The sequence below is a fragment of the Microbacterium sp. NPDC055521 genome, from assembly GCF_053619695.1.
In genome coordinates this window covers 37,798-64,542 of record NZ_JBSHJX010000012.1, presented here as the reverse complement: position 1 = coordinate 64,542, position 26,745 = coordinate 37,798, and the positions used below count along the sequence as shown (strand labels likewise).

The following is a 26,745-nucleotide window of genomic DNA, read 5'->3' as shown; positions in this document are numbered from 1 at the left end:
CTCGCTCAGAACCGGACGGCCGCTACAGCGCATCGACGAATAGTGTCGGGATCGCGGGATCCGACTTGCTGAGCGCCAGCGCCCGCACCGGCAGCTCCTCGCGCACCCGCAGATGATGCTCCCGAGCGGATGCCGTTCCCGCCACGCCCTCGTGCACCGTATCGATCTCGCCGGCGTCGACGAGAACCACCTGCAGCGCGCGGGCGTCAGGGTGCTCTGCGGGCGTGTCGACCTGCTCGAATCCGTCGGCGACCGACACGGTCTCGGCGACCGCGACGCCGTCGGAGAGGGCGCGGAACGCGGCTTTGCGTCCGCCCTTGGAGCCCTTGTCGGTGGACGCCTTGGCCACCGCGACCCAGCCGCCTGACGAGTCCTGCCGGGCGACGAGCTTGTAGACCATGCTCGCCGTCGGATATCCCGAGCCGGTGACCACGGACGTGCCGACCCCGTAGAAGTCGACGGGGGATGCCGCGAGAGCGGCGATCGCGTATTCGTCGAGGTCGCTCGTCACGGTGATCCTCGTCTCGGTCGCGCCGAGCTCATCGAGCTGCTGCCGCACCGCCGCCGCGACCAGCGGCAGGTCGCCCGAGTCGAGGCGCACGCCGCCGAGGCCCGTACCCGCGACGCGGATCGCCGTCTCGACGCCCTTCCGGATGTCGTAGGTGTCGACGAGAAGCGTGGTGCCGGTACCCAGGCTGGCGATCTGCGAGCGGAACGCGTCCTCCTCCGAGTCGTGCAGCAGGGTCCAGGAGTGCGCCGCGGTGCCCATCGTCGGGATGCCCCACTGCCGCCCGGCCTCCAGGTTGCTCGTCGACGCGAAACCTGCGATGTACGCGGCACGGGCTGCCGCGACCGCCGACTGCTCGGCGGCGCGGCGCGAGCCCATCTCGGCGATCGGACGCTCGCCGGCGGCGATGCTCATGCGCGAGGCCGCCGTGGCGACCGCGGAGTCATGGTTCAGCACGCTCAGCGCGAGCGTCTCGAGCACGACCGCGTCGGCGAACGTGCCCTCGACGGTGAGGATGGGGGAGCCGGGGAAGTACAGCTCGCCCTCGCGGTAGCCGCGGATCGTGCCCGTGAAGCGGTAGTTCTCGAGGTATGCCATGGCCTCGGCATCCACCACTTCGTTGTCGCGCAGGTACCGCAGCTCGTCGTCGCCGAAGCGGAAATCGCGCAGCAGCGTCAGCAGGCGCCCGGTGCCGGCCACGACACCGAAGCGGCGACCGCCGGAGAGGCGGCGCGAGAACAGTTCGAACACGCTCGGCCGTGATGCGGTGCCGTCCCGCAGCGACGCCGCGAGCATGGTCAGTTCGTAGCGGTCGGTGAGGAACGCAGAGCTCATCCGGCCAGTGTATCCAGGCGCCGGATCCGGGATACTGATCAGCGGACCCGATCCGCCCCCGACCGACCACGGAGGACTCCGGCATGCGCGACGAGCTGAACCGCCTCGTGAACGGGGTGCTGTGGCCCGGCTTCCTCGGATCCCAGGTGCCGGCCTGGCTCGGCACGGCTCTCGACGAGGGACTGGCCGGAGTGGTCTACTTCGCGCAGAACCTCGTCGGCGACACAGCCGCGCTGAGCGCCGACATCCATCGCCGCGCGCCGCATGCGCTGATCGGCATCGACGAGGAGGGCGGCAGCGTCACCCGCCTCGAGACCGAGACCGGATCGAGCGTCCCGGGGGCGGCGCAGCTGGGGGCCGTGGACGACGTGGATGCCACCGAGGCGACCGGATACGAGATCGGTCGACGTGTCGACGCTGTCGGATGCGACGTGGCCATCGGTCCGGTCGCGGATGTGAACACCGACCCGCGCAACCCCGTGATCGGCGTGCGTTCCTTCGGCGGGAGCACCGACCTCGTCTCCCGGCACACGGCCGCCGCGGTGCGCGGCATCCAGCGGGCGGGTGTCGCCGCGTGCGCCAAGCACTATCCGGGGCACGGCGACACGCACACCGACTCGCACCACGGCCTTCCGATGCTGACCCTCTCGCAGCGCGAGATCGACGAGCGGCACCTCCCTCCGTTCACCGCGGCGATCCGAGCCGGGGTGCGCTCGATCATGACCGCGCACATCAGCGCCCCGCAGTGGGGCGAGCAGCCCGCCACGCTCAATTCCGGGGTGCTCGGCCGGCTGCGTCGCGACGGGTTCGACGGCGTGATCATCACCGACGCCCTCGACATGGCTGCGATCCGCGAGCGGGTCGGCATCGGCGGGGGAGCCGTGCGGGCGCTCGCCGCGGGGGCCGATCTGCTGTGCATCGGCAATCCGACCAACCCCGGCGCCGCGATGCTGCCCGACCAGGACGAGCGCGACTACCGGGAGGCGCGTGACGCGATCGTCGCGGCGATCCGAAGCGGCGAGCTTCCGCGCGAGCGTGTGGAGGACGCCGCGCGTCGCGTGGCGCTGATGGCGGATGCCGTGCGGCAGCGCTCGGCAGCACGCGCGGTGCCGTTCGATGCTGACGGCATCGCCGATCGCGCCGTCCGCGTGCAGGGTGAGCTCCCCGTCTTCACCGACGTGCCCACGACCGTGATCGACCTGCGCCGAGCATCGAGCCTGGCGGTCGACAGCGCCGCGTCGCACGTCGCCCTCGCGCTCGCCGCGGGCGGCGAGACGGTGCGCCTCGATGCGGCCTCCGCCGGCCGAGAGCAGGTCGCCGACGCCGCTCGCCGGGCGAGCGACGGACAGAGCGTCGTGCTCGTCGACAGCATCGAGCCCGGCTCCCCGCAGCGAGCGGCGCTCGACGGCATCCGCTCTGCCGCACCGGGCGTCGTCGCAGTCAACGTCGGCCTGCCCGCCGAGTGGGGAGGGGCTCTGATCTCCTCGCCGGCCGCGAGCCTGCTCGCCGCCCGAGCCGCCCGCCGCGCCATGCTGAGACGCTGAGTCGCGCCGAGTAGGCTTGGGCACCATGAACGACGCGCCCATCGGCATCTTCGACTCCGGCGTCGGGGGACTCACGGTGGCCAGGGCGATCCGCGCGCAGCTGCCGCAGGAATCGCTCGTGTACATCGGCGACACAGCGCACTCGCCGTACGGGCCGAAGCCGATCGCAGACGTCAGGCGGTACAGCATCGAAGTGCTCGACACGCTCGTCGAGCAGGGCGTGAAGATGCTCGTGATCGCGTGTAACACGGCATCCGCCGCCGTGCTGCGCGACGCCCGCGAACGATACGACGTACCCGTCGTCGAGGTCATCGGCCCGGCCGTGCGCCGCGCCGTCTCGACGACGCGCAACGGACGCGTCGGAGTGATCGGCACGGTCGGCACGATCGCGTCGCGCGCGTACCAGGACATGCTCGAGGTGAACGAGCGGCTCGAGGTGTTCACCGCCGCCTGCCCGCGGTTCGTCGAGTTCGTCGAGGCGGGCATCACCGGCTCACCCGAGGTGCTGGCCGTGGCGGAGGAGTACCTCGCGCCGCTGCGGGATGCCCAGGTCGACACCCTCGTGCTCGGATGCACGCACTACCCGTTCCTGCGCGGTGCGATCAGCTATGTGATGGGCCAGGGCGTCTCGCTCGTCTCGAGCGACGACGAGACCGCCGCCGACGTCTACCGTCAGCTCGTGAGGCACGGCCAGCTCGCCTCGCAGGGCGCCGTCGCCAGCTACGTGTACGAGGCGACCGGCGACTCGGCGGAGGATTTCACGGCCCTCGCGAACCGCCTGATGGGTCACGAGGTGCGCGACGTGCAGCTCGTGCAGACCGGTGTGATCGACCTGCCCTACCTGCTCGACGTCGAGGCCGAAGAGGTCGGTCGCGACGGCGTCGGCCGCCCCTGAACCGGTCGCCCCGACCACCCTGAACCGTTCACTCCTGAACAGCTCCGCCCGCATCACTGAGCCGTACCGCTCCGAGAGGACACCATGACCGACATCGTCCGCGCCGACGGGCGCAGCACCGACCAGCTCCGCGAGATCACGATCGAACGCGGCTGGTCGGCCCACGCCGAGGGCTCGGCGCTGATCAGCTTCGGCGGCACCAAGGTGCTGTGCACCGCATCGTTCACCAACGGCGTGCCGCGCTGGCTGACCGGCAAGGGCAAGGGATGGGTGACCGCCGAGTACGCGATGCTGCCCCGCGCCACCAACTCACGCAACGACCGCGAGAGCGTGAAGGGCCGCATCGGCGGCCGCACCCACGAGATCTCGCGGCTCATCGGGCGCGCACTGCGCGCCGTGGTCGACACGAAGGCGCTGGGCGAGAACACGATCGTCATCGACTGCGACGTGCTGCAGGCCGACGGCGGCACCCGCACCGCGGCGATCACCGGTGCGTACGTCGCGCTCGCCGACGCCATCGAGTGGGGCCGCGAGAAGAGGTTCATCGGCCGCAACGCGAAGCCGCTGCTCGACACCGTCGCAGCCGTGTCGGTGGGCATCATCGACGGCGAGCCGATGCTCGACCTCGCCTACGTCGAGGACGTGCGTGCCGAGACCGACATGAACATCGTCGTCACCGGCCGTGGGCTGTTCGTCGAGGTGCAGGGCACCGCCGAGGGCGCGCCCTTCGACAAGCGCGAGCTCGACGCGCTGCTCGACCTCGGCGTCTCGGGCTGCGCGGCGCTGCAGCAGCACCAGCTCGCGGCGCTGGGCGAGGGCCCCTCGGCAGGCTCAGGGGCCCAGAGGAGCTCAGGGGGCCAGGACGGCTCAGGGACCCCGGACGGCGCAGGGACCCCGCAGTGAGGGTCGTCCTCGCCACGCACAACGCGCACAAGGTCGCGGAGTTCCAGCAGATCACAGCCAGCACCCGTCCCGAGCTCGAGGTGATCGGCTACGACGGGCCCGAGCCGGTCGAGGACGGCGTGACCTTCGCGGAGAACGCGCTGATCAAAGCGCGCGCGGCGTTCGCGCACACCGGGCTGCCGGCTCTCGCCGACGACTCCGGCATCTGCGTCGACGTGCTCGGCGGATCTCCCGGCGTGTTCTCGGCCTACTGGGCGGGGCAGAAGAAGGATGCCACGGCGAACCTCGAGTTGCTGCTCGATCAGCTTCGCGACGTCGCCGACCCGCACCGCAGCGCGCAGTTCCACTCCACCATCGCGCTGGTCACCGCCGACGGCGAGCGCACCGTCGAGGGGATCTGGCCGGGGCGCCTGGCGCATCGGGCATCCGGAAACGGCGGATTCGGCTACGACCCGATCTTCATCCCCGATGGGCAGGACCCGGCGGCTGAGCGCTCGGTCGGCGAGTTCACCGATGCCGAGAAACAGGCGCAGTCGCACCGGGCCCGCGCCTTCCAGGCCCTGATCCCGCTGCTCGCCGCGCTGTAGAGCCGCGGTCTCCGGCAATTGAGAAGCGTTACCGTTCCCGACTAGCGGGAACACGCCTCGGGTGGTGACGACCCGGCCTAGCCTGGAAGCATGCACGACCACGCACCCGCTGCAGGGGGAATCCGCGACGCCGGCCACCGGCGCCTGCTGGCGATCTCGCTGACGCTCACCGCCACCGTCATGGTGGTGCAGGTGATCGGCGCGATCCTGTCGGGCTCGCTGGCGCTGCTCGCCGACGCCGCGCACATGTTCACCGACTCGTCGGCCCTCGTGATCGCCCTGATCGCGACCGCGGTCGCGGCCCGGCCCGCCGATGACCGGCGCACGTTCGGCTACCAGCGCGCGGAGGTGTTCGGTGCGCTGATCAACGCCATCATCCTCATCATCCTGATGGTCGTGGTCGCCGTGCAGGGCATCCAGCGGCTGCTCGAGCCGGGCGAGACAGAGGTGGCGGGCCCGCTCATGCTCACCGTCGCGGTCATCGGCATGGTCGCCAACGCCATCGCGCTGTGGGTGCTCAGCCGCGCGCAGAAGACGAGCATCAACGTGCGCGGTGCGTACCTCGAGGTGATGGGCGACCTGATCGGTTCGGCGATGGTGATCGTCGCCGCCATCGTGATCGTGACCACCGGGTGGATGCCCGCCGACGCGATCGCGTCGCTGCTGATCGCGGTGCTCATCCTGCCGCGCGCGATCTCTCTGCTGCGCGAGGTGTTCTCGGTGCTCGCCGAGTCGGCGCCGCAGGGCATGGCGGTCAGCGAGATCCGCGAACATCTCATGGTGTACTCGGGCGTCGTCGACGTGCACGACGTGCACGTGTGGCAGCTGACCCGCGGAGCCCCCGTGTTCACCGCGCACGTGAAAGTGGATCCGGCCGTGCTCGCGTCCGGCGGGGCGTCGCGTCTGCTGCAGGATCTGCAGGGCTGCCTCGCACACCACTTCGACGTCGAGCACTCCACCTTCCAGCTCGAACCCGCCGATCACGATGAGTGCGAGGCCGCGCACGCCTGAGCGCGGTCAGCCCTCCACACGCACCTCATCCGCGGACTTGTCCGGTCGCAGCCCTCGCCAGCGGGAGTGACGCAGGATGCCACCCGGCGACCAGTTCGCGAACTCGACCTCACCGACCAGCTCGGGCCGCACCCACAGCGCGTCGGAGACATCGGGGGAGGGAACCTGCAGCGCGGCCTTCTTCACGCGCAGCGGCTCGAGCTGCGCGGCCAGGTCGCGCAGCATCCGGTCGGTGAATCCGGTGCCCACCCGGCCGACGTAGCGCAGTCCGCCTTCCGACTCCGGTGAGGGGACGGCGAGCAGCAGCGAGCCGATGCCGCTGCGGCGGTTTCCCTGGCCGGGGCGGATGCCCACGATCACGACCTCCTGTGCGTGCGTCTGCTTGAGCTTCAGCCAGGATCCCGACCGCCGCCCCGGTCGGTACCGGGATTCCGGGTCTTTGGCGACGACGCCCTCCAGGCCGAACTCCCGGCTGGCATCGAGCGCCGCCTCGAGGTCGTCGAAGACGGGCGGCACCTGCACCGGTGCGTCGAGGTCGGCGGCGAGATGCTCGAGCAGCTCGCGCCGTTGACGAAGCGGCATGCCGGTGAGGTCGTGTCCGTCGAGGCGCAGCAGATCGAAGAGCATGTAGACGATCGGCGTTCGCACGACCTCCCGCTCGATCTCGCGGCCCTTGGTGAGATGCATCCGGTTCTGCAGGCGCGCGAAGCTCGGACGGCCGTCGCCGTCGAAGGCGACGATCTCGCCGTCGACCACCGCCTCAGCGGCCGGCAGGTGCGGGGCGCCGTCGGCCGTGAGCTCGGGATAGCGTGCGGTGATGTCGGTGCCGCTGCGCGCGCGCAGGCTGAACCGGCCCGTGCCGTCTTCGCCGCGCTGCCAGGTGCCGACGGCGCGGATGCCGTCCCACTTGATCTCGGCCCACGACGGGCTGCTGAGCGAACGGGCGAGGCCCGGCGTGCCGGATTCGGAGAGCATCGGCGGAATGAACGACGGGAGCGGGGCGGCTTCGGCGCTCTCGTTCTGCGCGGAGTGAGATGCCTGCGCAGAGCGAGATGGGTTCTCGGGGCGAGACGGGTTCTCAGGGCGAGATGGCTTCTCTGCCCCACGAGCGGAGCGGTGACCGGAGTCAGGATGCGAGTCCGCATCCTTCATGCGGTGCAGGAGCCACTGCGACTTCTCGCCCTCGCCGTTGGTGCGGATCAGCGCGAGCCGTGCCGAACCGAGCCGGCCGCCGGGCTGACCGGTGAAGGTGCCGATCACCTCGTCGTCGCGCCACTTCTCCAGGGAGACCGTGCCGGTGTCCCACACCGTCATGGAGCCGGCGCCGTACTCGCCGGTCGGGATCTCGCCCTCGAAGGTGAGGTACTCGAGCGGGTGGGGCTCGGTCATCACGGCGAGGTGGTTGCGATCGGCGGTCTCGGGCACGCCCTTCGGCACGGCCCAGCTGATGAGCACGCCGTCGCGCTCGATCCGAAGGTCGTAGTGCAGCCGGCTGGCATGATGCTCCTGGATCACGAACCGCGGCGCGTCGGCCGAGCTCGCATATGCCGTCCGTGGCATGGGCTCCGGCGTCTTGTTCGCATCGCGCTTCGCGAGGTACGAGGTGAGCGCCGTGCTGGCCGGCGCGAGGGCTGCGAGCGGATCGATGCCCGCCTCCATCCGCTCGAGGACCTCATGCAGTTCGAGGTGCTGCAGATCCGGGTCGTCGAGCTCGTCCCAGGTGCGCGGAGTCGCCACCCAGGGGCGCGCGCGACCGCGCAGCGAGTACGGCGCGACGGTCGTCTTCGAGGCGCTGTTCTGACTCCAGTCGATGAACACCTTGCCGCCGCGTTGCGACTTCGCCATGACGTGGGTGGCGAGGTCGGGATGGTCGGCCTCGATCAGCCGCGCGAGTTCCTTGGCCACCGCCGAGACGTCGTCGCTGGACTGCAGCCCGGTGCCGTCGTCGGTGGTCGGCAGGCGGGCGTAGAGGTGGATGCCCTTGCTGCCGCTCGTGACCGGCATCGGCTCCAAGCCCATCCCGCCCAGGATGCCGCGGGCGATCCGCGCGATCTCGGCGCACTGGGCGAGCCCGACACCGGGGCCCGGGTCGAGGTCGAGTACGAGCCGGTCCGGCATCCCGCGCCCCCCGGAGTGCGTGAACCGCCACTGGGGGACGTGCAGCTCGAGAGCGGCGATCTGCGCGAACCACACCAGCGCGGCGACATCGTCGGCGAGCGGGTACTCCTTGGGCCCGTCCGAGTGCTCGATCGGCATCCGCCTGATCCAGTCGGGGGCGCCGCGCTCGAGCTGCTTGGTGAAGAAGCTCTCGCCGGGCGCGTCGGCCGTGCCGACGCCGTCGACCCACCGCTTGCGCGTGACGGGGCGGCCGCGCATGTGCGGCAGCATGAGCGGTGCGATCTGCGAGTAGTACGCGATCACCTCGCCCTTGGTCGTGCCCGTCTCGGGGTAGATGACCTTGTCGAGGTTGGTGATGCGCAGGCGACGGCCGTCGATCTGAACGACCTGCTCCCCGGATGCCATGGGGTCAGGTTACTGGGCATCCGCAAGCCCCTCGCCGCAGGAGCACGGCCTGGTGTTCACTGGGGGCATGAGAAGCATCTGGAAGGGCGCCCTGACGTTCGGTCTCGTGAACGTCCCGGTGAAGGTGTACTCCGCGACCGAGGACCACGACGTGCCGCTGCATCAGGTGCATCACGTGGACGGCGGACGCATCCGCTACCAACGGGTCTGCGAGATCGACGGTCAGCCGGTCGAGTATGCCGACATCGACCGCGCCTACGTCGATGACGGGCAGACGATCGTGCTCACCAAAGACGACCTGGCCTCCCTCCCGGCCGAGAGGAGCCGCGAGATCGACGTCGTCGAATTCGTGCCCAGCGAGCAGGTCGACCTGCTGACCCTCGACAAGGCGTACTACCTGGAGCCCGACTCGAAGTCGCCGAAGGCGTACGTGCTGCTGCGCAAGACCCTCGAGCAGACCGACCGCACCGCGATCGTGCGCTTCACCCTGCGGCAGAAGACGCGGCTCGCGGCTCTGCGTGTGCGCGGCGACGTGCTCGTGCTGCAGACGCTGCTGTGGTCGGACGAGGTGCGCGAAGCCGCGTTCCCCGCCCTCGATGAGGACGTGAGGATCAGCAAGAAGGAGCTCGAGATGTCAGCCGCGCTCGTCGAGAGCTACTCGAGCGACTTCGACCCCGAAGAGTACGTCGACGAGTACCAGAAAGAGCTGCGTACCCTCATCGAGGCGAAGATCGAGGCGGGCGAGGGGTTCGATGTCACGGAGACCTTCGGCGACGAGGGCAAGCCCGAGAAGGGCGGCGAGGTCATCGACCTCATGGAGGCGCTGCGCGCGAGCGTCGAGCGCACCAAGGCGGCCAGGAAGGGCGGCAAGACGGCGGCGAAGGATGGCGACGTTGTCGACGCCGACGACAAGCCGGCGCCGACGCGGAAGAACGCGGCGCCGAGGAAGTCCGCGCCGAAGAGGGCTGCGTCCAAGAAGAAGGCGGGCTGAGCCCACCGGAGCGTCAGTGCGTGCCGTCGCCGTCGAGGTCGGGTGCGCGGTCGAACACCTCGGGATCGAGCCGAAGGGCGTTCGCCTCGGCCGCGTCGGTGTCGACGTCCTCGCCGGCAGCGGCGGCCTTCTTGGCCTTGTGCCGCTCGACGAGGTAGTGCCAGAGGGTCACGATCGCGGTGCCGCCGACGGCGAGCAGCAGGATGACGTCGATGTAGTCCACGACGAGGTCGCGGATCCACGGGATGTAGGCGATCACGTAGCCGAACATCGTCAGGCCGAACCCCCACAGCAGCGCGCCGATCAGGTTGAACAGCGAGTACCGCTTCCACGGCATGTGACCCACGCCGGCGGCGACCGGGGCGAAGGTGCGCACGATCGGCACGAACCGGGCGAGCACGATGGTGAGGCCGCCGAAGCGCTCGAAGAACGCGTTGGTGCGCTCGACGTTCTTCACGCTGAACAGACCGGATTCCTTGCGCTCGAACACGGCGGGACCGCCCTTGTGGCCGATCAGGTAGCCGACCTCACCGCCGACGAACGCGGCGAGGGCGATCAGCAGCGACACCGCCCAGATGTTCACACCGAAGATGTCGCTGGTGTGCGTGAGCAGTCCCGAGATCACGAGCAGCGTGTCACCGGGCAGCAGGAAGCCCACGAGCAGACCGGTCTCGGCGAACACGATGAAGCAGACCACCGCGAGCGCCCAGGCACCGGCGCCCTCGATGATGTTCGCGGGGTCGAGCCACGGGATCAGCGACGTCGGAGCCTGGAGCATGGTGTGGAGCAAGAGTGTTCCCGTCGTTCGATATCGGCGGAGTGCTTGGGGGATGCTGTGCGGAAGATGGGACTTGAACCCACACGCCCGGGGGCACAGGAACCTAAATCCTGCGTGTCTACCGATTCCACCACTTCCGCGCGGTCTCGAGTCTAGCGATCGGGTCGGTCGGGTTTTCCGTAGATCTGCCGACAGCAGCGGCAACCGGTGCTGTGGATAACTTCCGCGCCGGATGAGCGATCTCTGTCAGGATGCCGGGCGTGAGTCATCCGTCCGCCGCCGTCGCCGAGAGAGTGCGTCGGCGTCTGCGCCTGGAGAACACCGACCCGGCGGCGCAGCCCGACGAGGCGCGACGCATCGCCCAGGTCGAGGTGCGGCGGCACAACGACCTCGCCCTGCAGCGCGGGGAGACGATGGTCGATGACGAAGCGGCTCTCGTGCGTGACGTGCTGGCATCCGTTTCGGGTTTCGGCGCCCTGCAGCCGCTTCTCGATGACCCTGAGATCGAGGAGATCTGGCTGAACGGCCCCGACCGCGTCTTCGTCGCGAAGGGCGGGGCCACCCATCGCGTCGACCTGCAGCTGACGGATGCCCTGATCCGCGATCTCGTCGAGCGGATGCTGCAGACCACGGGCCGGCGGGTCGATGTGAGCCAGCCGTTCGTCGACGCCTCGCTGCCCGACGGATCGCGGCTGCACGTCGCGATCGCCGATGTGGTGCGCGGATCGTGGGCGGTGAACATCCGCAAGTTCCTCACCCGGCATCGCACCCTCGACGCGCTGATCGCGCAGGGCTCGGTGCCGCAGCAGGTCGCCGACCTGCTGCTCGCCGGGCTGCGCGACGGCCGCAGCATCATCGTCTCGGGTGCCACGCACGCGGGCAAGACCACGCTGCTCGGTGCTCTGCTGGCCGCCTGCGCGGCCGACCAGCGCATCATCACGGTCGAGGAGACGTTCGAGCTCGCCGTCGACGGCCCCGACGTCGTGGCGCTGCAGGGACGTCAGGCCAGCCTGGAGGGCACCGGCGAGATCACCCTGCGGCGGCTCGTGAAGGAAGCGCTGCGCATGCGACCCGATCGCCTCGTCGTCGGCGAGGTCCGCGATGCCGAGGCGCTCGATCTCGTGCTCGCGCTGAACACCGGTGTGCCCGGTGCGGGGACGGTGCACGCGAACTCCGCAGCCGAGGCCCTCGAGAAGCTCGCGCTGCTGCCGCTGCTCGCCGGGCGCAACATCGACCGCGCCTTCATCGCGCCCGCCCTGGCGTCGTCGATCTCGTTCGTCGTGCACTGTCGTCGCGAGGCCGACGGGTCGCGTCGCGTCGTCGAGGTGATCTCCCCGACGGGCGAGGTCGTCGACGGCAGGATCGTCAGCACGTCGGTCTACCGGGCGGAGGGCACGACATGACTCTGCTCGTCGGCGCGCTGCTCGGTGCGGGCATGCTCCTGTGCGCATCGCCGTGGCTCTGGCCGCCGCAGCTGGACCGACCCGCTCGCGAACCGCGCAGCAGCCGCCTGAGGCGGCTCCTCGACGAGGCGGGGTACGCGCGCACGCCGACGCGGACGATCACCGCGGTCATGGTCGCGATCGCCGCGGTCTCGGCCGCTCTCGCGTGGCTGCTCACGGGCATCCCGGTGCTGGCCGGGCTCGCCGCGCTCGCGGGCGCCGCGGCGCCGGTGATGTTCCTGCGCGGCCGCCGGCTGCGGCTGCGCAAAGCACGCCGGCAGATGTGGCCCGACGTCTGCGATCTGCTGGTCGCGGCGATCCGCGTCGGGCTCTCGCTGCCGGACGCGGTGGCGAGCCTCGCCGAATCGGCCCCGCCCGCTGTGCGCGCGGCGTTCGCCGTCTTCGCCCGCGACCTGCAGTCGACCGGACGCTTCGAGTCGAGCCTCGACCGGCTGAAGGCGACCCTTGCCGATCCGATCGCCGACCGCATCGTCGAGACCCTGCGCATGGCCCGCCAGGTCGGCGGAACCGAGCTGACCGGTGTGCTGCGTGCGCTGTCGTCGTCGGTCCGCGCCGACGCCGCGCTGCGCGGAGAGGTCGAGGCGCGGCAGTCGTGGATCCGTGGGGCCGCCGTGCTCGGAGCGGTCGCCCCGTGGGTGATCCTGGGCCTGCTCGCGATGCGCCCGGAGGGACGCGATGCGTACGGCAGCCCCGAGGGAGTGATCGTGATCCTCGTCGGCGCGGTCGTGTCGGTGGTGGCCTTCCGCATCATGCTGCGCATCGGTCGTCTGCCCGAGCCGGAGCGGTGGTTCGGATGACGGTCGTGACCGATGCGGCGATCGCCGTGCTGCTGGGCGGGTCGCTCGCGCTCGGCCTGCTCGGTGTGCTCTCGGCCCTTCCACGCTGGGGTGCGCCCTCGCTGGATCGGCGGATCGCGCCCTACGTGCGCGATGTGGTCGACGATGAGGTTCTGCCGTCGGGCGCCCTCCCGGCGGTCAGCATCATGCCTGTGCACGGCCGACGGCTCTGGGACAGGCTGCGCGAGATGCTCGACCGGATGCTCGGCGGCGGCGGCACGTTGCGCCTGCGGCTCGCGCAGGCCGGCGCCGCCCAGACACCGGCGACCTTCCGCGGGCGTCAGCTCGCGTGGGGAGTGGCAGGTCTTCTGGTCGGCGCGGTAGCCGTGGTGATCATCGCGGTCTCGGGCCGCATGAGTCCGCCGGCCGCGCTGCTGCCCGTCATCGCCGCGGCCGGCGCCGCGATCACGTACGACATGCAGCTCACGGCGCGAGCGCGCGCCCGTCGGACCCGTCTCGCCGACGAGCTGCCCACCACGCTCGAGTTCCTCGCGCTGTGCCTCTCGGCGGGCGAGTCGCTGCTCGACGCGCTGCGCCGCGTGTCGGCGATCGGCACGGGAGAGTTGACCGGAGAGCTTCGCCAGACCGTGCTCGCGGTGCACACCGGCTCGCCGCTGGCCGATGCGCTCGGCGAGACCGCCACGCGGCTGCAGCTGCCCGGCCTCTCGCGCGCGACCGACCAGATCATCGCCGCGCTCGAGCACGGTGCCCCGCTCGCCGCGGTGCTGCATTCGCAGGCCGCCGATGCGCGCGACGAGGCGAAGCGCGTGCTCATCGAGCAGGCAGGGCAGAAGGAGATCCTCATGCTGCTGCCGCTCGTGTTCCTGATCCTGCCGCTGAGCGTGCTCTTCGCGGTGTATCCGGGCCTGTTCATCCTGCGACTGGGGCTCGGCTGAGACGAGATCGACGATCCGGAGGGAAGAGACATGAAGACACTGCAGAACTGGTTCGCGGCCGGCCGCGATCTGGCGGAGGATGACCGGGGCGACGTGCCGGGCTGGGTGCTGGTCACGCTGATGACCGCGGCGCTCGTCGTGGTCATCTGGGCGGTCGCCGGCCCCGCGCTGGTCGACCTGTTCGAGCAGGCGATCTCGCGCGTCTCGGGCATCTGATCGCGCTTGAGATGCGTGCGCGCTCGCTGCTCGCCGATGAGCGGGGTTCGAGTCCCGTCGAGTTCGTGCTCGTCGGTGCGCTGCTGACGGCGCTCACCCTCGCCGTGCTGCAGATCGCGCTCGCGATGTACGTGCGTAACGTCGTGCACGACGCGGCCGTCGAAGGCGCACATCACGCGGCGCTCGCCGACACGACGCTCGGCGAGGGTGCCGCGCGCGCGGAGGCCGTGATCACCCGGGCCGTCGGGTCGGAGTACGCCGGCGACGTCGCGATCGGGGAGGACACGAGCCTGGGCCATCCCAGTGTGCTCGTGCGGGTGCGCACCACGCTGCCCGTGCTCGGCCTGCTCGGGGTCCCGTTCGGATTGGAGGTGGAGGCTCGTGCGCCCGTCGAATCGTTCGGAGACGACTGAGTCGCTGCTCGACGACGAGTCCGGCTCCGCTGCGCTGGAGTTCATCGTCGCCGGAGTGCTGCTGCTCGTCCCACTCGTGTACCTGGTGCTCGTGCTGGGCGCCGTGCAGGAGCAGACGCTCGGCGCCGAGGCCGCCGCGCGCCACACCGCGCGGGTGATCGGTCAGGCGCCGGATGCCGAGGCCGCCGCCGAACGAGGCGATGCCGTGCTCGCGGGGGTGATCCGCGAGTACGGGATGGACGGGGGCGCGGTCGACGTGGGGATCACCTGCCGCCCGGCATCGGCCGCGTGCCCGAGTGCGGGGGCGACGGTGATCGTCACGGTGCGCTCCGAGGTGACGCTGCCACTCATGCCGCCGATCTTCGGACTCGATGAGCTGGCCGCCATTCCCGTCGAGGCGCAGGCGGCACAGAAGATCTCGAGGCTGTGGGGCAGCGGATGAGCCTGCGCACCCGGCTTCGCGCCGCGCTCGCCGATGACGACGGCAGCGTGCTGCCGCTGGTGCTCGGCTACGTGCTGCTCGCCATCGCGGTGATCTTCGTGTGCGTGTGCGCCACCGACCTGTACATCGCGCAGAAGCGCCTCGACTCGCTCGCCGACGCTGCGGCGCTCGCCGGATCAGACGGGTTCACCCTGCGGGCCGAGGGTGACGGGGTACGGGCCCAGCTCACCGACGACGGCGTGCGCGAGCAGGCGGCGGCCGTGATCAGCGCCGTCGACGGCGACTCCGAGCTCGTCTCGGCGGGAACGCCCGACGGGGTGTCCGCGCGCGTCACGGTCGCCGCGGCCTGGCATCCGCCGCTCTTCTCGCCCTTCGTGCCCGACGGCGTCCCGCTCGAGGCGACCGCGACCAGTCGCACCGCGTTGCGCTGACGGTGCCGTCAACGCTCGTGCCGCGGCAGGAACTTCGGCGTCCACACGGCGAAGCCCGTCGCCCCCAGCAGTGCCACGCCGCCCATCACGCCGGTCGCGAGGGGGAGCGAGGCGAGCGCGACGATCGACGCGACCACGACCGGGGCGGCCGCACCGCCGGCATCCGTCAGCGTCCGCCACGCGCCCAGGAAGGTCGCCGGATCCCGCTCGGGGGCGAGGTCGGCGCCGTAGGTGAGCAGGATGCCGCTGGAGAGGCCGTTTCCGAGGCCGAGCACGGCGGCCATCAGCACGAACCACATCGTCGCTCGATCGAGGTCGTGCGTGACGGAGAGGGCGATGAGGCCTGCGCCCATGAGCAGCATGGCGGGCAGCGCCGCCCAGATGCGCCCGAAGCGGTCCATCACCTGGCCGCTCGCATAGAACAGCGCGAAGTCGATGGCACCCGAGACGCCCACCACGATCGCGATCGTGCTGGCGTCGAGGCCGAGAGATACGCCCCACAGCGGCACGATCACCTGACGGGCTGAGCGCACCGCCGACAGCGCGGCGGCCGACAGGCCCAGGCGCATCAGCACGCCGCGGTAGTACGAGATCGTCTCGAACACGCCGTACCGGTCGCGGGTCGGGATCGACCCGGTCACGACCTCGCCGGTGTCTTCGGCGACGGCGGCACCGGTGGGCTTGAGCAGCACCGGACTGGACTTCTCGGGGTCGGGCCCGAACAGCACGAGCGGAACGATCGCCGCGCAGCACGCGATCAGCGCCCAGATCGTGGACTGCTCCGACCCGGTCAGCCCGATCAGCGCGGCCGCGACGAAGGGCCCGATGAAGACGCCGAAGCGGAAGCTGCCGCCCAGCAGCGACAGTGCCCGGGCGCGGAACCGGGGCGGCACGCGCGTCGTCATGAACGCGTGCCTGGCGAGCCCGAATGCCGCCGCGCAGAAGCCGAGAACGAACACCGAGGCGGCGAACAGCGTGAGGTCCTCGGCGAGCAGCATCCCGGCACCGGCCGCGATCGACAGCGTGCCGGCGACGACCATCGTGAACCGTTCGCCGAGCTTTGCGACCAGCGCACCGGCGGGCAGGTTTCCGCACAGCTGCCCGATCACCAGCGCGGCGGCCACCAGCGCGGCGAGCGACACGTCGGCGCCGAGCCGGGTGGCGATCACGGGGATGAGGGGGATGACCGCGCCCTCGCCCAGCGAGAAGAGCACGGTCGGTGCGTAGACCATCGGTCCGAACCGCCTCAGGACACTCGCGGCACTGTCAGTCACGACGTTCACGCTAGCCGCGCCCGCACGTCGACCGACGCAGGGACATACCGCGGTCAGGGAGACCGGCACCTGGCGCGATAGGGTGGACTGCCATGTTCGAACTCGATCTCTCCGCCGACATACAGGCCCTGCGACACACCTTCGGCGACATCCGCGAGGTCGTCGACGTCACCGCCCTGCGCGAGGACATCGCGCGACTCAGCGAGGAAGCGGGCGCCCCCGACCTCTGGGACGACCCTGAGCAGGCGCAGAAGGTGACCAGCGCGCTCAGCCACAAGCAGGCCGACCTCAAGCGCGTCACCGAGGTCGAGCGCCGCCTCGACGATCTCGACGTGCTCATCGAGCTGGCGAACGAGATGCAGGACGAGGACTCGGCCGCCGAGGCGCGCGCCGAACTCGAGTCGCTCACGCAGACCATCAACCAGCTCGAGGTGCAGACGCTGCTCGACGGCGAGTACGACGACCGCAACGCGATCATCACGATCCGCTCGGGCGCCGGCGGCGACGACGCCACCGACTTCGCCGAGATGCTCATGCGCATGTACCTGCGCTGGGCAGAGCATCACGGCTATCCGGTGAAGGTGATGGACACCTCGTACGCCGAGGGTGCCGGCATCAAGTCGGCCACCTTCGAGATCACCGCACCCTACGCGTTCGGCACGCTGTCGGTCGAGGCCGGCACCCACCGCCTCGCCCGGATCAGCCCGTTCGGCTCGGCCGACAAGCGCCAGACCTCGTTCGCCGCGGTCGAGGTCATCCCGCTGATGGAAGAGGCCACCGAGGTCGAGATCCCGGAGAACGACATCCGCGTCGACGTGTTCCGCTCGTCGGGCCCGGGCGGACAGTCGGTGAACACCACCGACTCCGCGGTGCGCCTCACCCACCTGCCCACCGGGATCGTCATCTCGATGCAGAACGAGAAGTCGCAGATCCAGAACCGTGCCGCGGCGATGCGGCTGCTGCAGACCCGTCTGCTGCTGCTGCAGAAGGAGCAGGAGGCGGCGAAGAAGAAAGAGCTCGCCGGCACGATCACGGCCAGCTGGGGCGACCAGATGCGCTCGTACTTCCTCTACGGCCAGCAGCTGGTCAAGGACCTGCGCACCGGACACGAGTCGGGCAACCCCGCGAGCGTCTTCGACGGCGACCTCGACGACTTCATCTCGGCGGGCATCCGCTGGCGCAAGCGCAAGGACGAGGACTGATCCTCACCGACCACGAAGAACGGCCCCGAGCTCGAGCTCGGGGCCGTTCTTCGTCTACGCCGATGTCGAGGGGCGCCGGGTCACTGCATCGCGCACGTCGAGGCCGCGTCGGTGAGGGTCGAGCCGAACTCCATCGCGTCATCGGGGTCGGTCAGCGCCAGGTCGCCGTCGGCGATCTGCTGCAGCGAGGCGTCGCTCATGTCCGATGCGACGAGCTCCTCGCCGAGGCACAGCAGCATGCCCTCGGGGTACTCCATGTCCTGCTGCTGGAGCATGATCTGCTCGAGTCCCAGCGCGACCTCGTCGGCGGTGGGACGCTCGCCGGTCGCGTCGGGCGCGGCCGACTCCTCGGGCGCGGCCGACTCGTCGGCGTACGGCGACTCCGAGGCGTAGGGCTCCTCCGAGGCGTACGGGTCGGGGGACGACTCCCATGAGCTGTCGGCGATGGTCGCGAACAGGGTGATGCTGAGCACGATCGTGGCGACGATGCCCATCACGATCGACAGGATCAGACCGACGATGCCGGGCCACTTCGCGGTGTTCTTGATGAACAGCGCGATGATCGACACGACGAACGCGGCGAAGAGCAGGAACGAGCCGATGCCGAACGTGACGAAGTTCGGGATGCACGCGATGATGCCGCCCACGACGGCGAGCCCGAGCCCGACGTATCCGAGCACCGGGGTCTTGCGCGGTCCGGCATCGGATGCCGGGTAGGCGCCGGCGTATGCCGGGGCGCCGCCGTAGGGTGCGGGCGCACCGTACGGGTTCTGCGGGTCGACGTTCGCGGTGCCTGGGTAGCCCTGCTGGCCGTAGTCGGGCTCTCCGTACGCGGCCTGTCCGTAGGGCGCCTCGCCGTAGCCGCTCTGCGGATAGCCGTCCGGCGTGACAGCCGGGTAGACCTCGGTCGGCTCGGCGGTGTCCCCGGCACCGGGCGCGACCGGCGGGGTGTACTCGCCGTACGGATCGGCGGATGCCCCGGCATCCGGCACCGCTTCCGCGTCCGCGGTCGGCTCCGCGGGCTCAGCGGCAGCGCTCTCGGGTGCGTAGTGCTCGGTCCACTGCTCGCCGTCCCACCAGCGCTGGCGTCCCGATCCGTCGTCGTACCATCCTGCGGGAACGCTCATGGCCTTCTCCTCGTCTCCGTCTGCGCCGTCGGCTCGAGCCGCGGCCTGCCCTCGTGGCGCATGCGCGCCTCTACGTGTATACCAGTCGCGGTCGACGGGAACGCCTCGGGGGAGTGTCGCTGGCTGCCCCGGCTCGGTCCGCGCCTAGGCTCGAATGGCCATGATCCGGTTCGAGAACGTCACTAAGCGCTATCGCGGCACGAAACGCCCCGCACTGTCAGAGGTCGACTTCAACGTCGAAGCAGGGGAGTTCGTCTTCCTGGTCGGAGCTTCGGGCTCCGGCAAGTCGACGTGCCTGCGGCTGGTCCTCCGTGAGGATGTCCCCACCACCGGCCGCGTCGCCGTGCTCGGCCGCGACCTCCGCTCACTCGCCAACCGCAAGGTGCCGTACTTCCGCCGGCACATCGGCTCGGTCTTCCAGGACTTCCGTCTGCTGCCGTCGAAGACCGTCGCGCAGAACGTCGCCTTCTCGCTGCAGGTCATCGGCTCGTCGCGCGGATTCATCCAGCAGGCGGTGCCCGAGGCCCTCGCGCTCGTCGGCCTCGACGGCAAGGCCAAGCGGATGCCGCACGAGCTCTCGGGCGGCGAACAGCAGCGCGTCGCGATCGCGCGCGCCATCGTCAACCGGCCCAAGGTGCTGCTCGCCGACGAGCCCACCGGAAACCTCGACCCTGCGACGTCGGTTGGCATCATGCAGCTGCTCACCCGCATCAACGCGGGAGGCACGACGGTCGTGATGGCCACGCACGAGGCGGCGTTCGTCGACCAGATGCAGCGCCGCGTGATCGAGCTCAAGGGCGGCGAGATGGTGCGCGACGAGGTCGGCGGCGGCTACGGCGACACCTCCAGCATCCCGCGGCTCATGCCGGAGGCGGTGCCCGGCGCCGCCGTGGCCGCGGCGCTCACCGCGGTGCAGGAGATCCAGCGCGAGACGATCACCGGCGTCGTCTCGACGCCGCCCGTCGAGCAGTCGGCAGCCCCGCATCCGGCCTCCCGCACGACGTCGGACCCGGATGCCGTGCAGCCGACCGCACAGGGCGCGCAGCGCCCGCCCGCGGTCGCCACACCGCCCGAGGAGCAGGCGGAGGTCGCCGCTCCGCGAACCACCCCGATCGTGATCCCGGAGGTGGAGGTCGCCGAGCTCGGCATGGCCGACCGGCTCGGCCTCTCGCGTGACGACGACGAGGAAGTGGGCCCGACCTCATGAACTTCGGACTCATCGTCGGCGAGGCGCTGATCGGCCTCCGCCGCAACATCTCCATGGTCATCTCGGTGGTGCTCGTCACCTTCGTCTCGCTGACGTTCGTCGGCGCGGCCATCCTCATGCAGACGCAGATCCAGACGATGCGCGGCTACTGGGGCGAGAAGGCCGAGGTCACGATCTACATGTGCTCGCCGCTGTCGACGTCGCAGAACTGCACGTCAGACGAGGCGACCGAAGAGCAGATCACGACCGTCAAGGACGACCTCGCCGGTCCCGCGCTCAAGCCGCTGATCAGCGAGGTCGCCTTCGACGACAAGGAGACGACCTACCAGAACTGGATCGAGCGCTTCGGCGAGGAGCAGGCGAACGCGTTCGGCGTCGAGAACATGGGTGTCGCATTCCGCGTCACCATGAAGGATCCGCAGCAGTCGCGCGTGCTCACCGAGGCGTTCTCGGGAGTCGCCGGCGTCGACGAGGTGCAGGATCAGCGCCGTCTGCTCGATCCGCTCTTCTCGGCGCTCACCGTGGCGACGTACATCGCCGTCGGCGTCGCGGCTCTCATGCTCATCGCGGCCGTGCTGCTGATCGCCACGACCATCCGGCTGTCGGCGTATGCGCGCCGCAAGGAGATCGGCATCATGCGTCTGGTGGGCGCGTCGAACCGCTCGATCCAGACGCCGTTCGTGCTCGAGGGCGTGTTCGCCGCGTTCCTCGGATCGGTGTTCGCCAGCACGGCCGTGCTGGCCGGGGTGAAGTTCGGCGTCGAAGGATATCTCGCCGAGCGGGTCCCGTTCATGCGTCCCCTGGTCGACATGCAGGATGCCGTGTTCGTCGTGCCCGTGCTGATCGGCATCGGCGTCGTGCTGGCGGCCCTGTCTGCCGGCTTCGCGATCCGGCGCTGGCTGCGCACCTGACCCGGTAGGCTGAGGGGCTGTCCATCGTCAGGAGAAGAACATGCCCAGGGAACGCGGGGAGAAGGTCATCGCGACCAACCGTCGCGCGCGTCACGACTACAACCTCGAGAAGTCGTACGAGGCGGGCCTCGTGCTCACCGGCACCGAGGTCAAGTCGCTGCGCCAGGGGCGCGCGAACCTCAGCGACGGCTACGCGTACGTGAAGGGCGGCGAGGCGTACCTCGACGCCGTGCACATCCCCGAGTACTCCCAGGGGCACTGGACCAACCACTCCGCCAAGCGCATCCGCAAGCTGCTGCTGCACAAGGACGAGATCCGCAAGCTCGAGCACGCCGTCTCCGCCGGCGGCTACACCCTCATCCCGCTGAAGCTGTACTTCTCGGACGGCCGCGCCAAGGTCGAGATCGCGCTGGCGAAGGGCAAGAAGGAGTACGACAAGCGGCAGACCCTGCGCGAGCGCCAGGACACCCGCGAGGCCGCGCGCGCCATGCGTCTGCGCAACCGCGTGGGGGAGTAGCGGCTACAGCGCGGCGTCGAAGCCGAACGTGCGACCCAGGAAGCGCAGTTCGGCTTCCAGTGATGCGATGATCGTCTCCGCCGAGCGGAAGCCGTGCCCCTCGCCCTCGAACAGCAGGTACTCGTGCGGCACGCCGCGGGCAGCCAGCGCGTCGCGGATCGCCTCTGACTGCGACGGCGGCACGACCCGGTCATCCGACCCCTGCTGCAGCAGCACCGGCACGTCGATCCGGTCGGCGTGCGAGAGCGGCGACCGCTCGATGTACACGCTCTCCGCCTCGGGCAGCGGTCCGACCAGGCCGTCGATGTAGTGCGCCTCGAAGTCGTGGGTCTCGGCGGCCAGCATCCGCAGATCCGCCACGCCGTATCGCGAGATGCCGGCGGTGAACGTCCCGCCGCGCACCAGCGCGCACAGCACCGTCCAGCCGCCGGCCGATCCGCCGCGGATCGCGAGGCGGGAGGGGTCTGCGAGTCCGGCGTCGGCCATGCCGCGCGCGGCGGCGATCACGTCGTCGACGTCGACCACGCCCCACTGCCCGTCCAGACGCTCGCGGTAGGCGCGGCCGTAGCCGGTCGATCCGCCGTAGTTCACGTCGAGCACGCCGATGCCGCGGCTGGTCCAGTACGCGTACGCGGTGGATGCCGCCCCCGAGACGTGCGCGGTGGGGCCGCCGTGCACCATGACGAGGTACGGCGGCAGCTCGCCTTCGGGCGCTGAGACGTCGGGGCTGGTGGGCGGGTAGTCGAATGCGTGCACCGGTCCGTGCGGGCCGTCGAAGGTCACCGGGCGGGCACGGGGAACCCAGCGGGCATCGGCCTCGGCACCGCCGGTCACCGTCGTGATCGTGCCGTCGTCGAGGTCGACGCACCACAGCCCCGCCCCGACCGTCCGGCCCGCGCCCGAGATGAGCACCCGCGATCCCTGCGCGTCGTCGATGCTCGCGCCGGCCGTGATCGGCAGGGTGAGCAGCTCGACGACCTCGCCGTCGGGCGAGATGAGCACGATCTCGTCGGATCCGTTCGTGCGCACGGCGACGATGCGGCCGTCGTCGAGAGGCTGGTACCAGCGGTTGCCGAGCACCCAGAGCCCGCCGCCGGTGTCGGCGTCGGCGGCGGCGAACGCGGTCGTGGCGCCCCCCGACCGCAGCCGCTGCAGATTCCAGCGCCCAGACGGGTCATCCAGGTACAGCAGCTCGTCGTCGTTCATCCATTCGGGCTGCAGGGCCGCACGCGTGGGTGTCGACTCGATCTCGTCGCCGTGAACCGGCGCGACGTGCAGCAGCGCCTGCTCCCAGGGCATCCGGACGGTGCTCCACTGCACCCACGCCAGCCGCTTCCCGTCGGGAGAGAGCGCAGGATGTGCGACGAAGCCGCTCGCCGAGACGAGCGTCCGCACGGCGGACTCGTCGTCGGCCGCCGTGCCGTCCAGCGGGATCTCGACGATGGCGCGCAGATGCTGCTCGGGCCGGAGATCCTCGCGCACCGCGAGCAGCCGGCCGTGCTGCAGCCGCAGGCCGCCGTACGAGGGGCCGGCAGCGGTCAGCGGCTCGGGGGCCCCGCCGCGTGGCATCCGGCGGATGCGCTGGTCGCCGCCGTGCACGAAGTACAGCGTGCCCTCGGCATCGGCTGTCCACGCTCCGCCGCCGTACTCGTGCACGCGCGAACGCGCGCTCCACGGCGCCGGCAGGATCTCGTCGCCGCCCGAACCGCGCACCGTCACCCGGCCGCCCTCGGCGGGAACGGATTCGCCCCACCACACCTCGTCGCCGACGAAGCGGGCTCCGTCGATGCGGGGGGATGCCTGCGCGATCATCTGCGCGGTGAACGGTGAGGGCCACGAGCCGAACGGTGCGGTCATGATCCGAGCCTAGCCAGACCCGCAGGTGACACACGGCGTCACACATGTGCGCCGTGCCGATCGGCTGTCCTACCGTCTGAGGACACCCCGCCGCACCGGTCCCGAAGGAGAATCGCCATGAGCAGCATCCCGTTCTCCTTCGAGCTGTATCCGCCGCGCACGGCTGAGAGCACGCGCGCCCTGCGCGACACGATCGACCGCCTCGCCGACGCAGGGCCGGAGTTCATCTCGGTCACCTACGGCGCGGGAGGCTCGACCGGCGGCCGCTCGCTCGACGTGCTGCGATACATCCGCACGCACACCGACACCGAGCCGCTCGCGCATCTCACGTGTGTGGGCAACACCTATGCGGGCGCCGCCCGTCTGATCCGCGAGTTCCTGGATGCCGGGGTCCTGAGCTTCCTCGCGCTGCGCGGCGACCCGCCGGCGGGCCGGAGCGAGGACGACGTGTTCCTCGGCGACCTCGAGAGCTCGGCGCAGCTCGTGCAGCTGATCGACCGCGTGCAGGCCGAGCGGGCGCCGTACGAGGAGTCGCCGGTGCGCGGCAACCCGGGTGCCGTGCGGGTCGCGCCGCGCCGCAAGGTGAACATCGCCGTCGCAGCCTTTCCCAACGGCCACCCCCGCTCGGCGTACAGCAGCCAGCACGTCGACGCGCTGCTCGCGAAGCAGGCCGCTGGGGCGACCGTCGCGATCACGCAGCTCTTCTTCCACTCCGACCACTACCTCGCGTTCGTCGAACGTGCGCGCCGCGCCGGTGTCACGATCCCGATCCTTCCCGGCATCATGCCGATCACCTCGCCCGCGCGCCTGGCGCGCGTGCTCGAGCTGACCGGCGAAGAGCTGCCGAGCGAGCTCGCGATCGAGCTCGAGGTCGAGCCGACCACCGAGGGGCGCCGGCAGATCGGCATCCGCTGGGCCGCCGACCTCATCCGTGCCGTCGTCGACGGCGGGGCGCCCGGTGTGCACCTGTACGCGTTCAACCAGCACGAGACCGTGCTCGACGTCCTCCAGTCCGCCGGGGTCATCCCCGCGCGCCAGCTCTCCGCAGCATCGAAAGGAACACCATGACCGCTTTCCCCGCAGGGACGATCCTCGGCTACCCGCGCATCGGCCGCCGTCGCGAGCTGAAGAAGGCCGTCGAGGCATTCTGGGCCGGCCGCGCCGACCAGGCCGAGCTCGAGCGCACCGCCGCCGAGCTGCGTGCGACGACGCGCGCCCGTCTCGCCGAGCTCGGCCTCGGCCGCGATGACTCGTCGATCCCCGAGTCGTTCTCGTTCTACGACCAGGTGCTCGACGCCGCGGTCACCGTCGGCGCCATCCCGACCCGCTTCGACGATCTTCGCGATGCCGACGGCACCATCGGACTGGATGCGTACTTCACGGTCGCCCGCGGCGAGGGCGAGCGCGCACCGCTCGAGATGACCAAGTGGTTCAACTCGAACTACCACTACCTCGTGCCGGAGATCGGCCCCGAGACGGCCTTCTCCCTCGCCAGCGAGCATCTCGTGCAGCAGGTCGCCGAGGCTGCGGCCGCCGGGTACGTCACCCGCCCGGTGATCGTCGGACCGGTCACCCTGCTCGCCCTGGCGAAGGCGTCGGATGACGCACCGGAGGGCTTCGAGCCGCTCAGCCGACTCGATGACCTGCTGCCGGTCTACGCCGAGCTGCTGGCCAAGCTGAAGGCAGGCGGCGCCCAGTGGGTGCAGCTCGACGAGCCGGCGCTGGTCAGCGAGTCGCTGCCGGTCGACACCGCGACCCTGGCGGATGCCGCAGCCCGCGCCCTCGCGGTGCTCGGCGGCGCGAGCGCGCGCCCGCAGATCTTCGTGGCAGCCCCGTACGCCGCGCTCGGCGCGACGCTCGACGTGCTGGCCGCCGCGCCCGTCGAGGCGATCGGCGTCGACCTCGTCCGCGGCGAGGTGCCCGCCGCACTGCCCACGCTCGAAGGGAAGACCCTCGTCGGCGGCGTGGTCGACGGACACAACATCTGGCGCGGCGACCTCGACGCGGCGTTCGCGAAGCTCGAGTCGCTGCGCGCGCTCGGCGCGGCCGCGGTGTCGGCATCCACCTCGACCTCGCTGCTGCACGTGCCGCACGACGTCGACGACGAGACGGCACTCGATCCGCGTCTGGTCTCGTGGCTCGCCTTCGCCGACCAGAAGGTCGGCCAGGTCGTCACCCTCGCGCGGGGGCTGGGCCGGGGCCGGGAGGCCATCGCCGACGCGCTGGATGCGGCATCCGCAGCCCTCGCCGACCGGCATGCCGCCCCCGGCGTGCGCGACGGGGCGGTGCGCGGGCACGAGGTCGCCGAGGCGGAGTTCTCGCGCGTCTCGTATGCCGAGCGCGAGAGCGCGCAGCGGGCGCTGAACCTGCCCGCACTGCCCCTGACGACGATCGGCTCGTTCCCGCAGACCGGCGACATCCGCAGGGCCCGCGCCCAGTTCCTGCGCGGCGAGCTGCCCGCCGACGACTACGACGACTTCCTGCGCCGCGAGATCGACCAGGTCGTCGCCCTGCAGGAGGAGCTCGGCCTCGACGTGCTCGTGCACGGCGAGCCCGAGCGCAACGACATGGTGCAGTACTTCGCCGAGCACCTCGACGGGTTCGCCGTCACCCAGCACGGCTGGGTGCAGTCCTACGGCTCGCGCGCCACCCGGCCCTCGATCCTCTGGGGAGACGTGTCGCGCCCGGCGCCGATCACCGTCTCGTGGGCCGCGTACGCCCAGTCGCTCAGCGCGAAGCCGGTCAAGGGCATGCTCACCGGTCCCGTGACGATTCTCGCGTGGTCGTTCGTACGCGACGACCAGCCGCTCGGCGAGACCGCCGATCAGGTCGCCCTCGCCCTGCGAGACGAGATCACCGACCTCGAGGCCGCCGGTATCGCGATCATCCAGGTCGACGAGCCGGCGCTGCGCGAGCTGCTGCCGCTGAAGGCGGCGGATCAGGCCGACTACCTCGACTGGTCGGTGCGCTCGTTCCGCCTCGCGACCGCCGGTGCCGCTGCGGCGACGCAGATCCACACGCACCTCTGCTACTCGGAGTTCGGCGTGGTGATCGATGCGATCCGCGCCCTCGACGCCGATGTGACCTCGATCGAGGCCGCGCGCAGCCGCATGGAGGTCGTCGCCGACATCGCGCGCTTCGGCTTCGATCACGGGGTCGGCCCCGGCGTGTACGACATCCACTCGCCGCGGGTGCCCAGCGTCGACGAGATCGAGGCTCTGCTGCGCCGCGCCGTCGACGAGCTGCCGCTGCGGCAGCTGTGGGTGAACCCCGACTGCGGTCTGAAGACCCGCGCCTACGAGGAGACCGTCGAGTCGCTGCGCAACATCGTCGAGGCCACCCGGCGCGTCCGTGAGGACGTCGCGGTCGCCGTCTGACG

Annotated in this window: 25 protein-coding genes and 1 tRNA gene; 19 read left to right on the top strand and 7 right to left on the bottom strand. The window is 70.7% G+C overall.

Translation table 11 applies throughout. From position 1 onward, the window contains the following. Positions 1-22: 22 nt before the first annotated feature. Positions 23-1,342: a nicotinate phosphoribosyltransferase gene (locus ACWGSM_RS11730; RefSeq protein WP_452323095.1), complete on the bottom strand. Its 1,320-nt coding sequence runs from the start codon at positions 1,340-1,342 to the stop codon at positions 23-25. An 83-nt stretch (positions 1,343-1,425) separates the two neighbouring features. On the opposite strand from ACWGSM_RS11730, the gene ACWGSM_RS11725 reads away from it, so the two are divergent. The 5 genes from ACWGSM_RS11725 to ACWGSM_RS11705 all read left to right on the top strand — a co-directional run bounded on the left by ACWGSM_RS11725 (position 1,426) and on the right by ACWGSM_RS11705 (position 6,282). Next, positions 1,426-2,886: a glycoside hydrolase family 3 protein gene (locus tag ACWGSM_RS11725; RefSeq protein ID WP_452323094.1), complete on the top strand. Its 1,461-nt coding sequence runs from the start codon at positions 1,426-1,428 to the stop codon at positions 2,884-2,886. Positions 2,887-2,911: 25 nt separating this feature from the next. Further along, positions 2,912-3,781 (top strand): glutamate racemase, encoded by an 870-nt coding sequence (gene murI, locus ACWGSM_RS11720; protein ID WP_452323093.1) that lies wholly within the window; start codon positions 2,912-2,914, stop codon positions 3,779-3,781. Between the two features lie 84 nt (positions 3,782-3,865). Continuing rightward, the gene (rph, locus tag ACWGSM_RS11715) at positions 3,866-4,684 is read left to right on the top strand and encodes a ribonuclease PH (protein ID WP_452323092.1); all 819 of its coding nucleotides are present in this window, start codon (positions 3,866-3,868) and stop codon (positions 4,682-4,684) included. Further along, entirely contained in the window at positions 4,681-5,271 is a 591-nt protein-coding gene (rdgB, locus tag ACWGSM_RS11710) for an RdgB/HAM1 family non-canonical purine NTP pyrophosphatase (RefSeq protein ID WP_452323091.1), read from the top strand. Before rph ends, rdgB begins: the two co-directional genes overlap by 4 nt. Positions 5,272-5,361: 90 nt before the next feature. After that, complete coding sequence (locus ACWGSM_RS11705) at positions 5,362-6,282, top strand: cation diffusion facilitator family transporter (protein WP_452323090.1); 921 nt, start codon at positions 5,362-5,364, stop codon at positions 6,280-6,282. A 6-nt stretch (positions 6,283-6,288) separates the two neighbouring features. Here the strand turns inward: ACWGSM_RS11705 and ACWGSM_RS11700 are convergent, their stop codons facing one another. Continuing rightward, on the bottom strand, positions 6,289-8,805 hold the full coding sequence (locus ACWGSM_RS11700) for an ATP-dependent DNA ligase (RefSeq protein WP_452323089.1): 2,517 nt from the start codon (positions 8,803-8,805) through the stop codon (positions 6,289-6,291). A gap of 67 nt (positions 8,806-8,872) precedes the next feature. On the opposite strand from ACWGSM_RS11700, the gene ku reads away from it, so the two are divergent. Continuing rightward, positions 8,873-9,796: a non-homologous end joining protein Ku gene (ku, locus tag ACWGSM_RS11695; protein ID WP_452323088.1), complete on the top strand. Its 924-nt coding sequence runs from the start codon at positions 8,873-8,875 to the stop codon at positions 9,794-9,796. 13 nt (positions 9,797-9,809) lie between these two features. Here ku and ACWGSM_RS11690 read toward each other — a convergent pair whose 3' ends face one another. Together ACWGSM_RS11690 and ACWGSM_RS11685 are read right to left on the bottom strand one after the other, a co-directional pair. Then, on the bottom strand, positions 9,810-10,574 hold the full coding sequence (locus ACWGSM_RS11690; RefSeq protein ID WP_452323087.1) for a DedA family protein: 765 nt from the start codon (positions 10,572-10,574) through the stop codon (positions 9,810-9,812). Positions 10,575-10,632: 58 nt separating this feature from the next. Further along, positions 10,633-10,714, bottom strand: a tRNA-Leu gene (locus tag ACWGSM_RS11685). 120 nt (positions 10,715-10,834) lie between these two features. Between ACWGSM_RS11685 and ACWGSM_RS11680 the strand changes: the two genes are divergently transcribed. The 7 genes from ACWGSM_RS11680 to ACWGSM_RS11650 are packed head-to-tail and all read left to right on the top strand — an operon-like array spanning position 10,835 to position 15,271. Next, positions 10,835-11,977 (top strand): CpaF family protein, encoded by a 1,143-nt coding sequence (locus tag ACWGSM_RS11680; protein ID WP_452323086.1) that lies wholly within the window; start codon positions 10,835-10,837, stop codon positions 11,975-11,977. Further along, complete coding sequence (locus tag ACWGSM_RS11675) at positions 11,974-12,834, top strand: type II secretion system F family protein (RefSeq protein ID WP_452323085.1); 861 nt, start codon at positions 11,974-11,976, stop codon at positions 12,832-12,834. The genes ACWGSM_RS11680 and ACWGSM_RS11675 overlap by 4 nt, the downstream gene beginning before the upstream one ends. Beyond that, positions 12,831-13,769 (top strand): type II secretion system F family protein, encoded by a 939-nt coding sequence (locus ACWGSM_RS11670; protein ID WP_452323084.1) that lies wholly within the window; start codon positions 12,831-12,833, stop codon positions 13,767-13,769. The genes ACWGSM_RS11675 and ACWGSM_RS11670 overlap by 4 nt, the downstream gene beginning before the upstream one ends. Before the next feature lie 30 nt (positions 13,770-13,799). Beyond that, entirely contained in the window at positions 13,800-13,985 is a 186-nt protein-coding gene (locus tag ACWGSM_RS11665) for a hypothetical protein (RefSeq protein WP_452323083.1), read from the top strand. Between the two features lie 11 nt (positions 13,986-13,996). Further along, a complete protein-coding gene (locus ACWGSM_RS11660) occupies positions 13,997-14,398 on the top strand; it encodes a TadE/TadG family type IV pilus assembly protein (RefSeq protein ID WP_452323082.1) in 402 nt (133 codons plus the stop codon). Continuing rightward, entirely contained in the window at positions 14,367-14,840 is a 474-nt protein-coding gene (locus ACWGSM_RS11655; protein ID WP_452323081.1) for a TadE family protein, read from the top strand. Before ACWGSM_RS11660 ends, ACWGSM_RS11655 begins: the two co-directional genes overlap by 32 nt. Continuing rightward, positions 14,837-15,271, top strand: coding sequence for a pilus assembly protein TadG-related protein (locus ACWGSM_RS11650; RefSeq protein WP_452323080.1), 435 nt, complete (start codon positions 14,837-14,839; stop codon positions 15,269-15,271). Before ACWGSM_RS11655 ends, ACWGSM_RS11650 begins: the two co-directional genes overlap by 4 nt. Before the next feature lie 8 nt (positions 15,272-15,279). Here the strand turns inward: ACWGSM_RS11650 and ACWGSM_RS11645 are convergent, their stop codons facing one another. Next, positions 15,280-16,503 carry an MFS transporter gene (locus ACWGSM_RS11645; RefSeq protein WP_452323119.1) on the bottom strand — a complete coding sequence of 408 codons (1,224 nt, stop codon included), beginning with the start codon at positions 16,501-16,503 and terminating at the stop codon, positions 15,280-15,282. A gap of 134 nt (positions 16,504-16,637) precedes the next feature. Between ACWGSM_RS11645 and prfB the strand changes: the two genes are divergently transcribed. Continuing rightward, positions 16,638-17,747, top strand: coding sequence for a peptide chain release factor 2 (gene prfB / locus ACWGSM_RS11640; RefSeq protein WP_452323079.1), 1,110 nt, complete (start codon positions 16,638-16,640; stop codon positions 17,745-17,747). Between the two features lie 80 nt (positions 17,748-17,827). On the opposite strand, the gene ACWGSM_RS11635 is transcribed toward prfB, so the two are convergent. Beyond that, positions 17,828-18,874, bottom strand: a complete 1,047-nt coding sequence (locus ACWGSM_RS11635; protein ID WP_452323078.1) for a DUF2510 domain-containing protein — start codon at positions 18,872-18,874, stop codon at positions 17,828-17,830. Positions 18,875-19,034: 160 nt separating this feature from the next. Between ACWGSM_RS11635 and ftsE the strand changes: the two genes are divergently transcribed. Genes ftsE through smpB form a run of 3 tightly spaced genes read left to right on the top strand, consistent with a single transcriptional unit; the run spans position 19,035 to position 21,509 of the window. Further along, the gene (gene ftsE / locus ACWGSM_RS11630) at positions 19,035-20,081 is read left to right on the top strand and encodes a cell division ATP-binding protein FtsE (protein ID WP_452323077.1); all 1,047 of its coding nucleotides are present in this window, start codon (positions 19,035-19,037) and stop codon (positions 20,079-20,081) included. Further along, positions 20,078-20,992 carry a permease-like cell division protein FtsX gene (gene ftsX, locus ACWGSM_RS11625; protein ID WP_452323076.1) on the top strand — a complete coding sequence of 305 codons (915 nt, stop codon included), beginning with the start codon at positions 20,078-20,080 and terminating at the stop codon, positions 20,990-20,992. Before ftsE ends, ftsX begins: the two co-directional genes overlap by 4 nt. A 40-nt stretch (positions 20,993-21,032) precedes the next feature. Beyond that, the gene (gene smpB, locus ACWGSM_RS11620; RefSeq protein ID WP_313357028.1) at positions 21,033-21,509 is read left to right on the top strand and encodes an SsrA-binding protein SmpB; all 477 of its coding nucleotides are present in this window, start codon (positions 21,033-21,035) and stop codon (positions 21,507-21,509) included. Positions 21,510-21,512: 3 nt separating this feature from the next. On the opposite strand, the gene ACWGSM_RS11615 is transcribed toward smpB, so the two are convergent. Further along, positions 21,513-23,366, bottom strand: a complete 1,854-nt coding sequence (locus ACWGSM_RS11615) for a prolyl oligopeptidase family serine peptidase (RefSeq protein ID WP_452323075.1) — start codon at positions 23,364-23,366, stop codon at positions 21,513-21,515. Positions 23,367-23,483: 117 nt separating this feature from the next. Here ACWGSM_RS11615 and ACWGSM_RS11610 point away from each other — a divergent pair, with 117 nt between their 5' ends. Together ACWGSM_RS11610 and metE are read left to right on the top strand one after the other, a co-directional pair. Continuing rightward, positions 23,484-24,434 (top strand): methylenetetrahydrofolate reductase, encoded by a 951-nt coding sequence (locus ACWGSM_RS11610; protein ID WP_452323074.1) that lies wholly within the window; start codon positions 23,484-23,486, stop codon positions 24,432-24,434. Further along, positions 24,431-26,743: a 5-methyltetrahydropteroyltriglutamate--homocysteine S-methyltransferase gene (gene metE, locus ACWGSM_RS11605; RefSeq protein WP_452323073.1), complete on the top strand. Its 2,313-nt coding sequence runs from the start codon at positions 24,431-24,433 to the stop codon at positions 26,741-26,743. Before ACWGSM_RS11610 ends, metE begins: the two co-directional genes overlap by 4 nt. Positions 26,744-26,745: the final 2 nt, after the last annotated feature.

Coding starts and splice junctions, on each gene's coding strand:
- ACWGSM_RS11730 (WP_452323095.1), bottom strand. CDS start 1,342: ATGAGCTCTGCGTTCCTCACCGACCGCTACGAACTGACCATGCTCGCG.
- ACWGSM_RS11725 (WP_452323094.1), top strand. CDS start 1,426: ATGCGCGACGAGCTGAACCGCCTCGTGAACGGGGTGCTGTGGCCCGGC.
- murI (WP_452323093.1), top strand. CDS start 2,912: ATGAACGACGCGCCCATCGGCATCTTCGACTCCGGCGTCGGGGGACTC.
- rph (WP_452323092.1), top strand. CDS start 3,866: ATGACCGACATCGTCCGCGCCGACGGGCGCAGCACCGACCAGCTCCGC.
- ACWGSM_RS11705 (WP_452323090.1), top strand. CDS start 5,362: ATGCACGACCACGCACCCGCTGCAGGGGGAATCCGCGACGCCGGCCAC.
- ACWGSM_RS11700 (WP_452323089.1), bottom strand. CDS start 8,805: ATGGCATCCGGGGAGCAGGTCGTTCAGATCGACGGCCGTCGCCTGCGC.
- ku (WP_452323088.1), top strand. CDS start 8,873: ATGAGAAGCATCTGGAAGGGCGCCCTGACGTTCGGTCTCGTGAACGTC.
- ACWGSM_RS11690 (WP_452323087.1), bottom strand. CDS start 10,574: ATGCTCCAGGCTCCGACGTCGCTGATCCCGTGGCTCGACCCCGCGAAC.
- ACWGSM_RS11675 (WP_452323085.1), top strand. CDS start 11,974: ATGACTCTGCTCGTCGGCGCGCTGCTCGGTGCGGGCATGCTCCTGTGC.
- ACWGSM_RS11670 (WP_452323084.1), top strand. CDS start 12,831: ATGACGGTCGTGACCGATGCGGCGATCGCCGTGCTGCTGGGCGGGTCG.
- ACWGSM_RS11665 (WP_452323083.1), top strand. CDS start 13,800: ATGAAGACACTGCAGAACTGGTTCGCGGCCGGCCGCGATCTGGCGGAG.
- ACWGSM_RS11660 (WP_452323082.1), top strand. CDS start 13,997: ATGCGTGCGCGCTCGCTGCTCGCCGATGAGCGGGGTTCGAGTCCCGTC.
- ACWGSM_RS11650 (WP_452323080.1), top strand. CDS start 14,837: ATGAGCCTGCGCACCCGGCTTCGCGCCGCGCTCGCCGATGACGACGGC.
- ACWGSM_RS11645 (WP_452323119.1), bottom strand. CDS start 16,503: ATGGTCTACGCACCGACCGTGCTCTTCTCGCTGGGCGAGGGCGCGGTC.
- prfB (WP_452323079.1), top strand. CDS start 16,638: ATGTTCGAACTCGATCTCTCCGCCGACATACAGGCCCTGCGACACACC.
- ACWGSM_RS11635 (WP_452323078.1), bottom strand. CDS start 18,874: ATGAGCGTTCCCGCAGGATGGTACGACGACGGATCGGGACGCCAGCGC.
- ftsE (WP_452323077.1), top strand. CDS start 19,035: ATGATCCGGTTCGAGAACGTCACTAAGCGCTATCGCGGCACGAAACGC.
- ftsX (WP_452323076.1), top strand. CDS start 20,078: ATGAACTTCGGACTCATCGTCGGCGAGGCGCTGATCGGCCTCCGCCGC.
- smpB (WP_313357028.1), top strand. CDS start 21,033: ATGCCCAGGGAACGCGGGGAGAAGGTCATCGCGACCAACCGTCGCGCG.
- ACWGSM_RS11615 (WP_452323075.1), bottom strand. CDS start 23,366: ATGACCGCACCGTTCGGCTCGTGGCCCTCACCGTTCACCGCGCAGATG.
- ACWGSM_RS11610 (WP_452323074.1), top strand. CDS start 23,484: ATGAGCAGCATCCCGTTCTCCTTCGAGCTGTATCCGCCGCGCACGGCT.
- metE (WP_452323073.1), top strand. CDS start 24,431: ATGACCGCTTTCCCCGCAGGGACGATCCTCGGCTACCCGCGCATCGGC.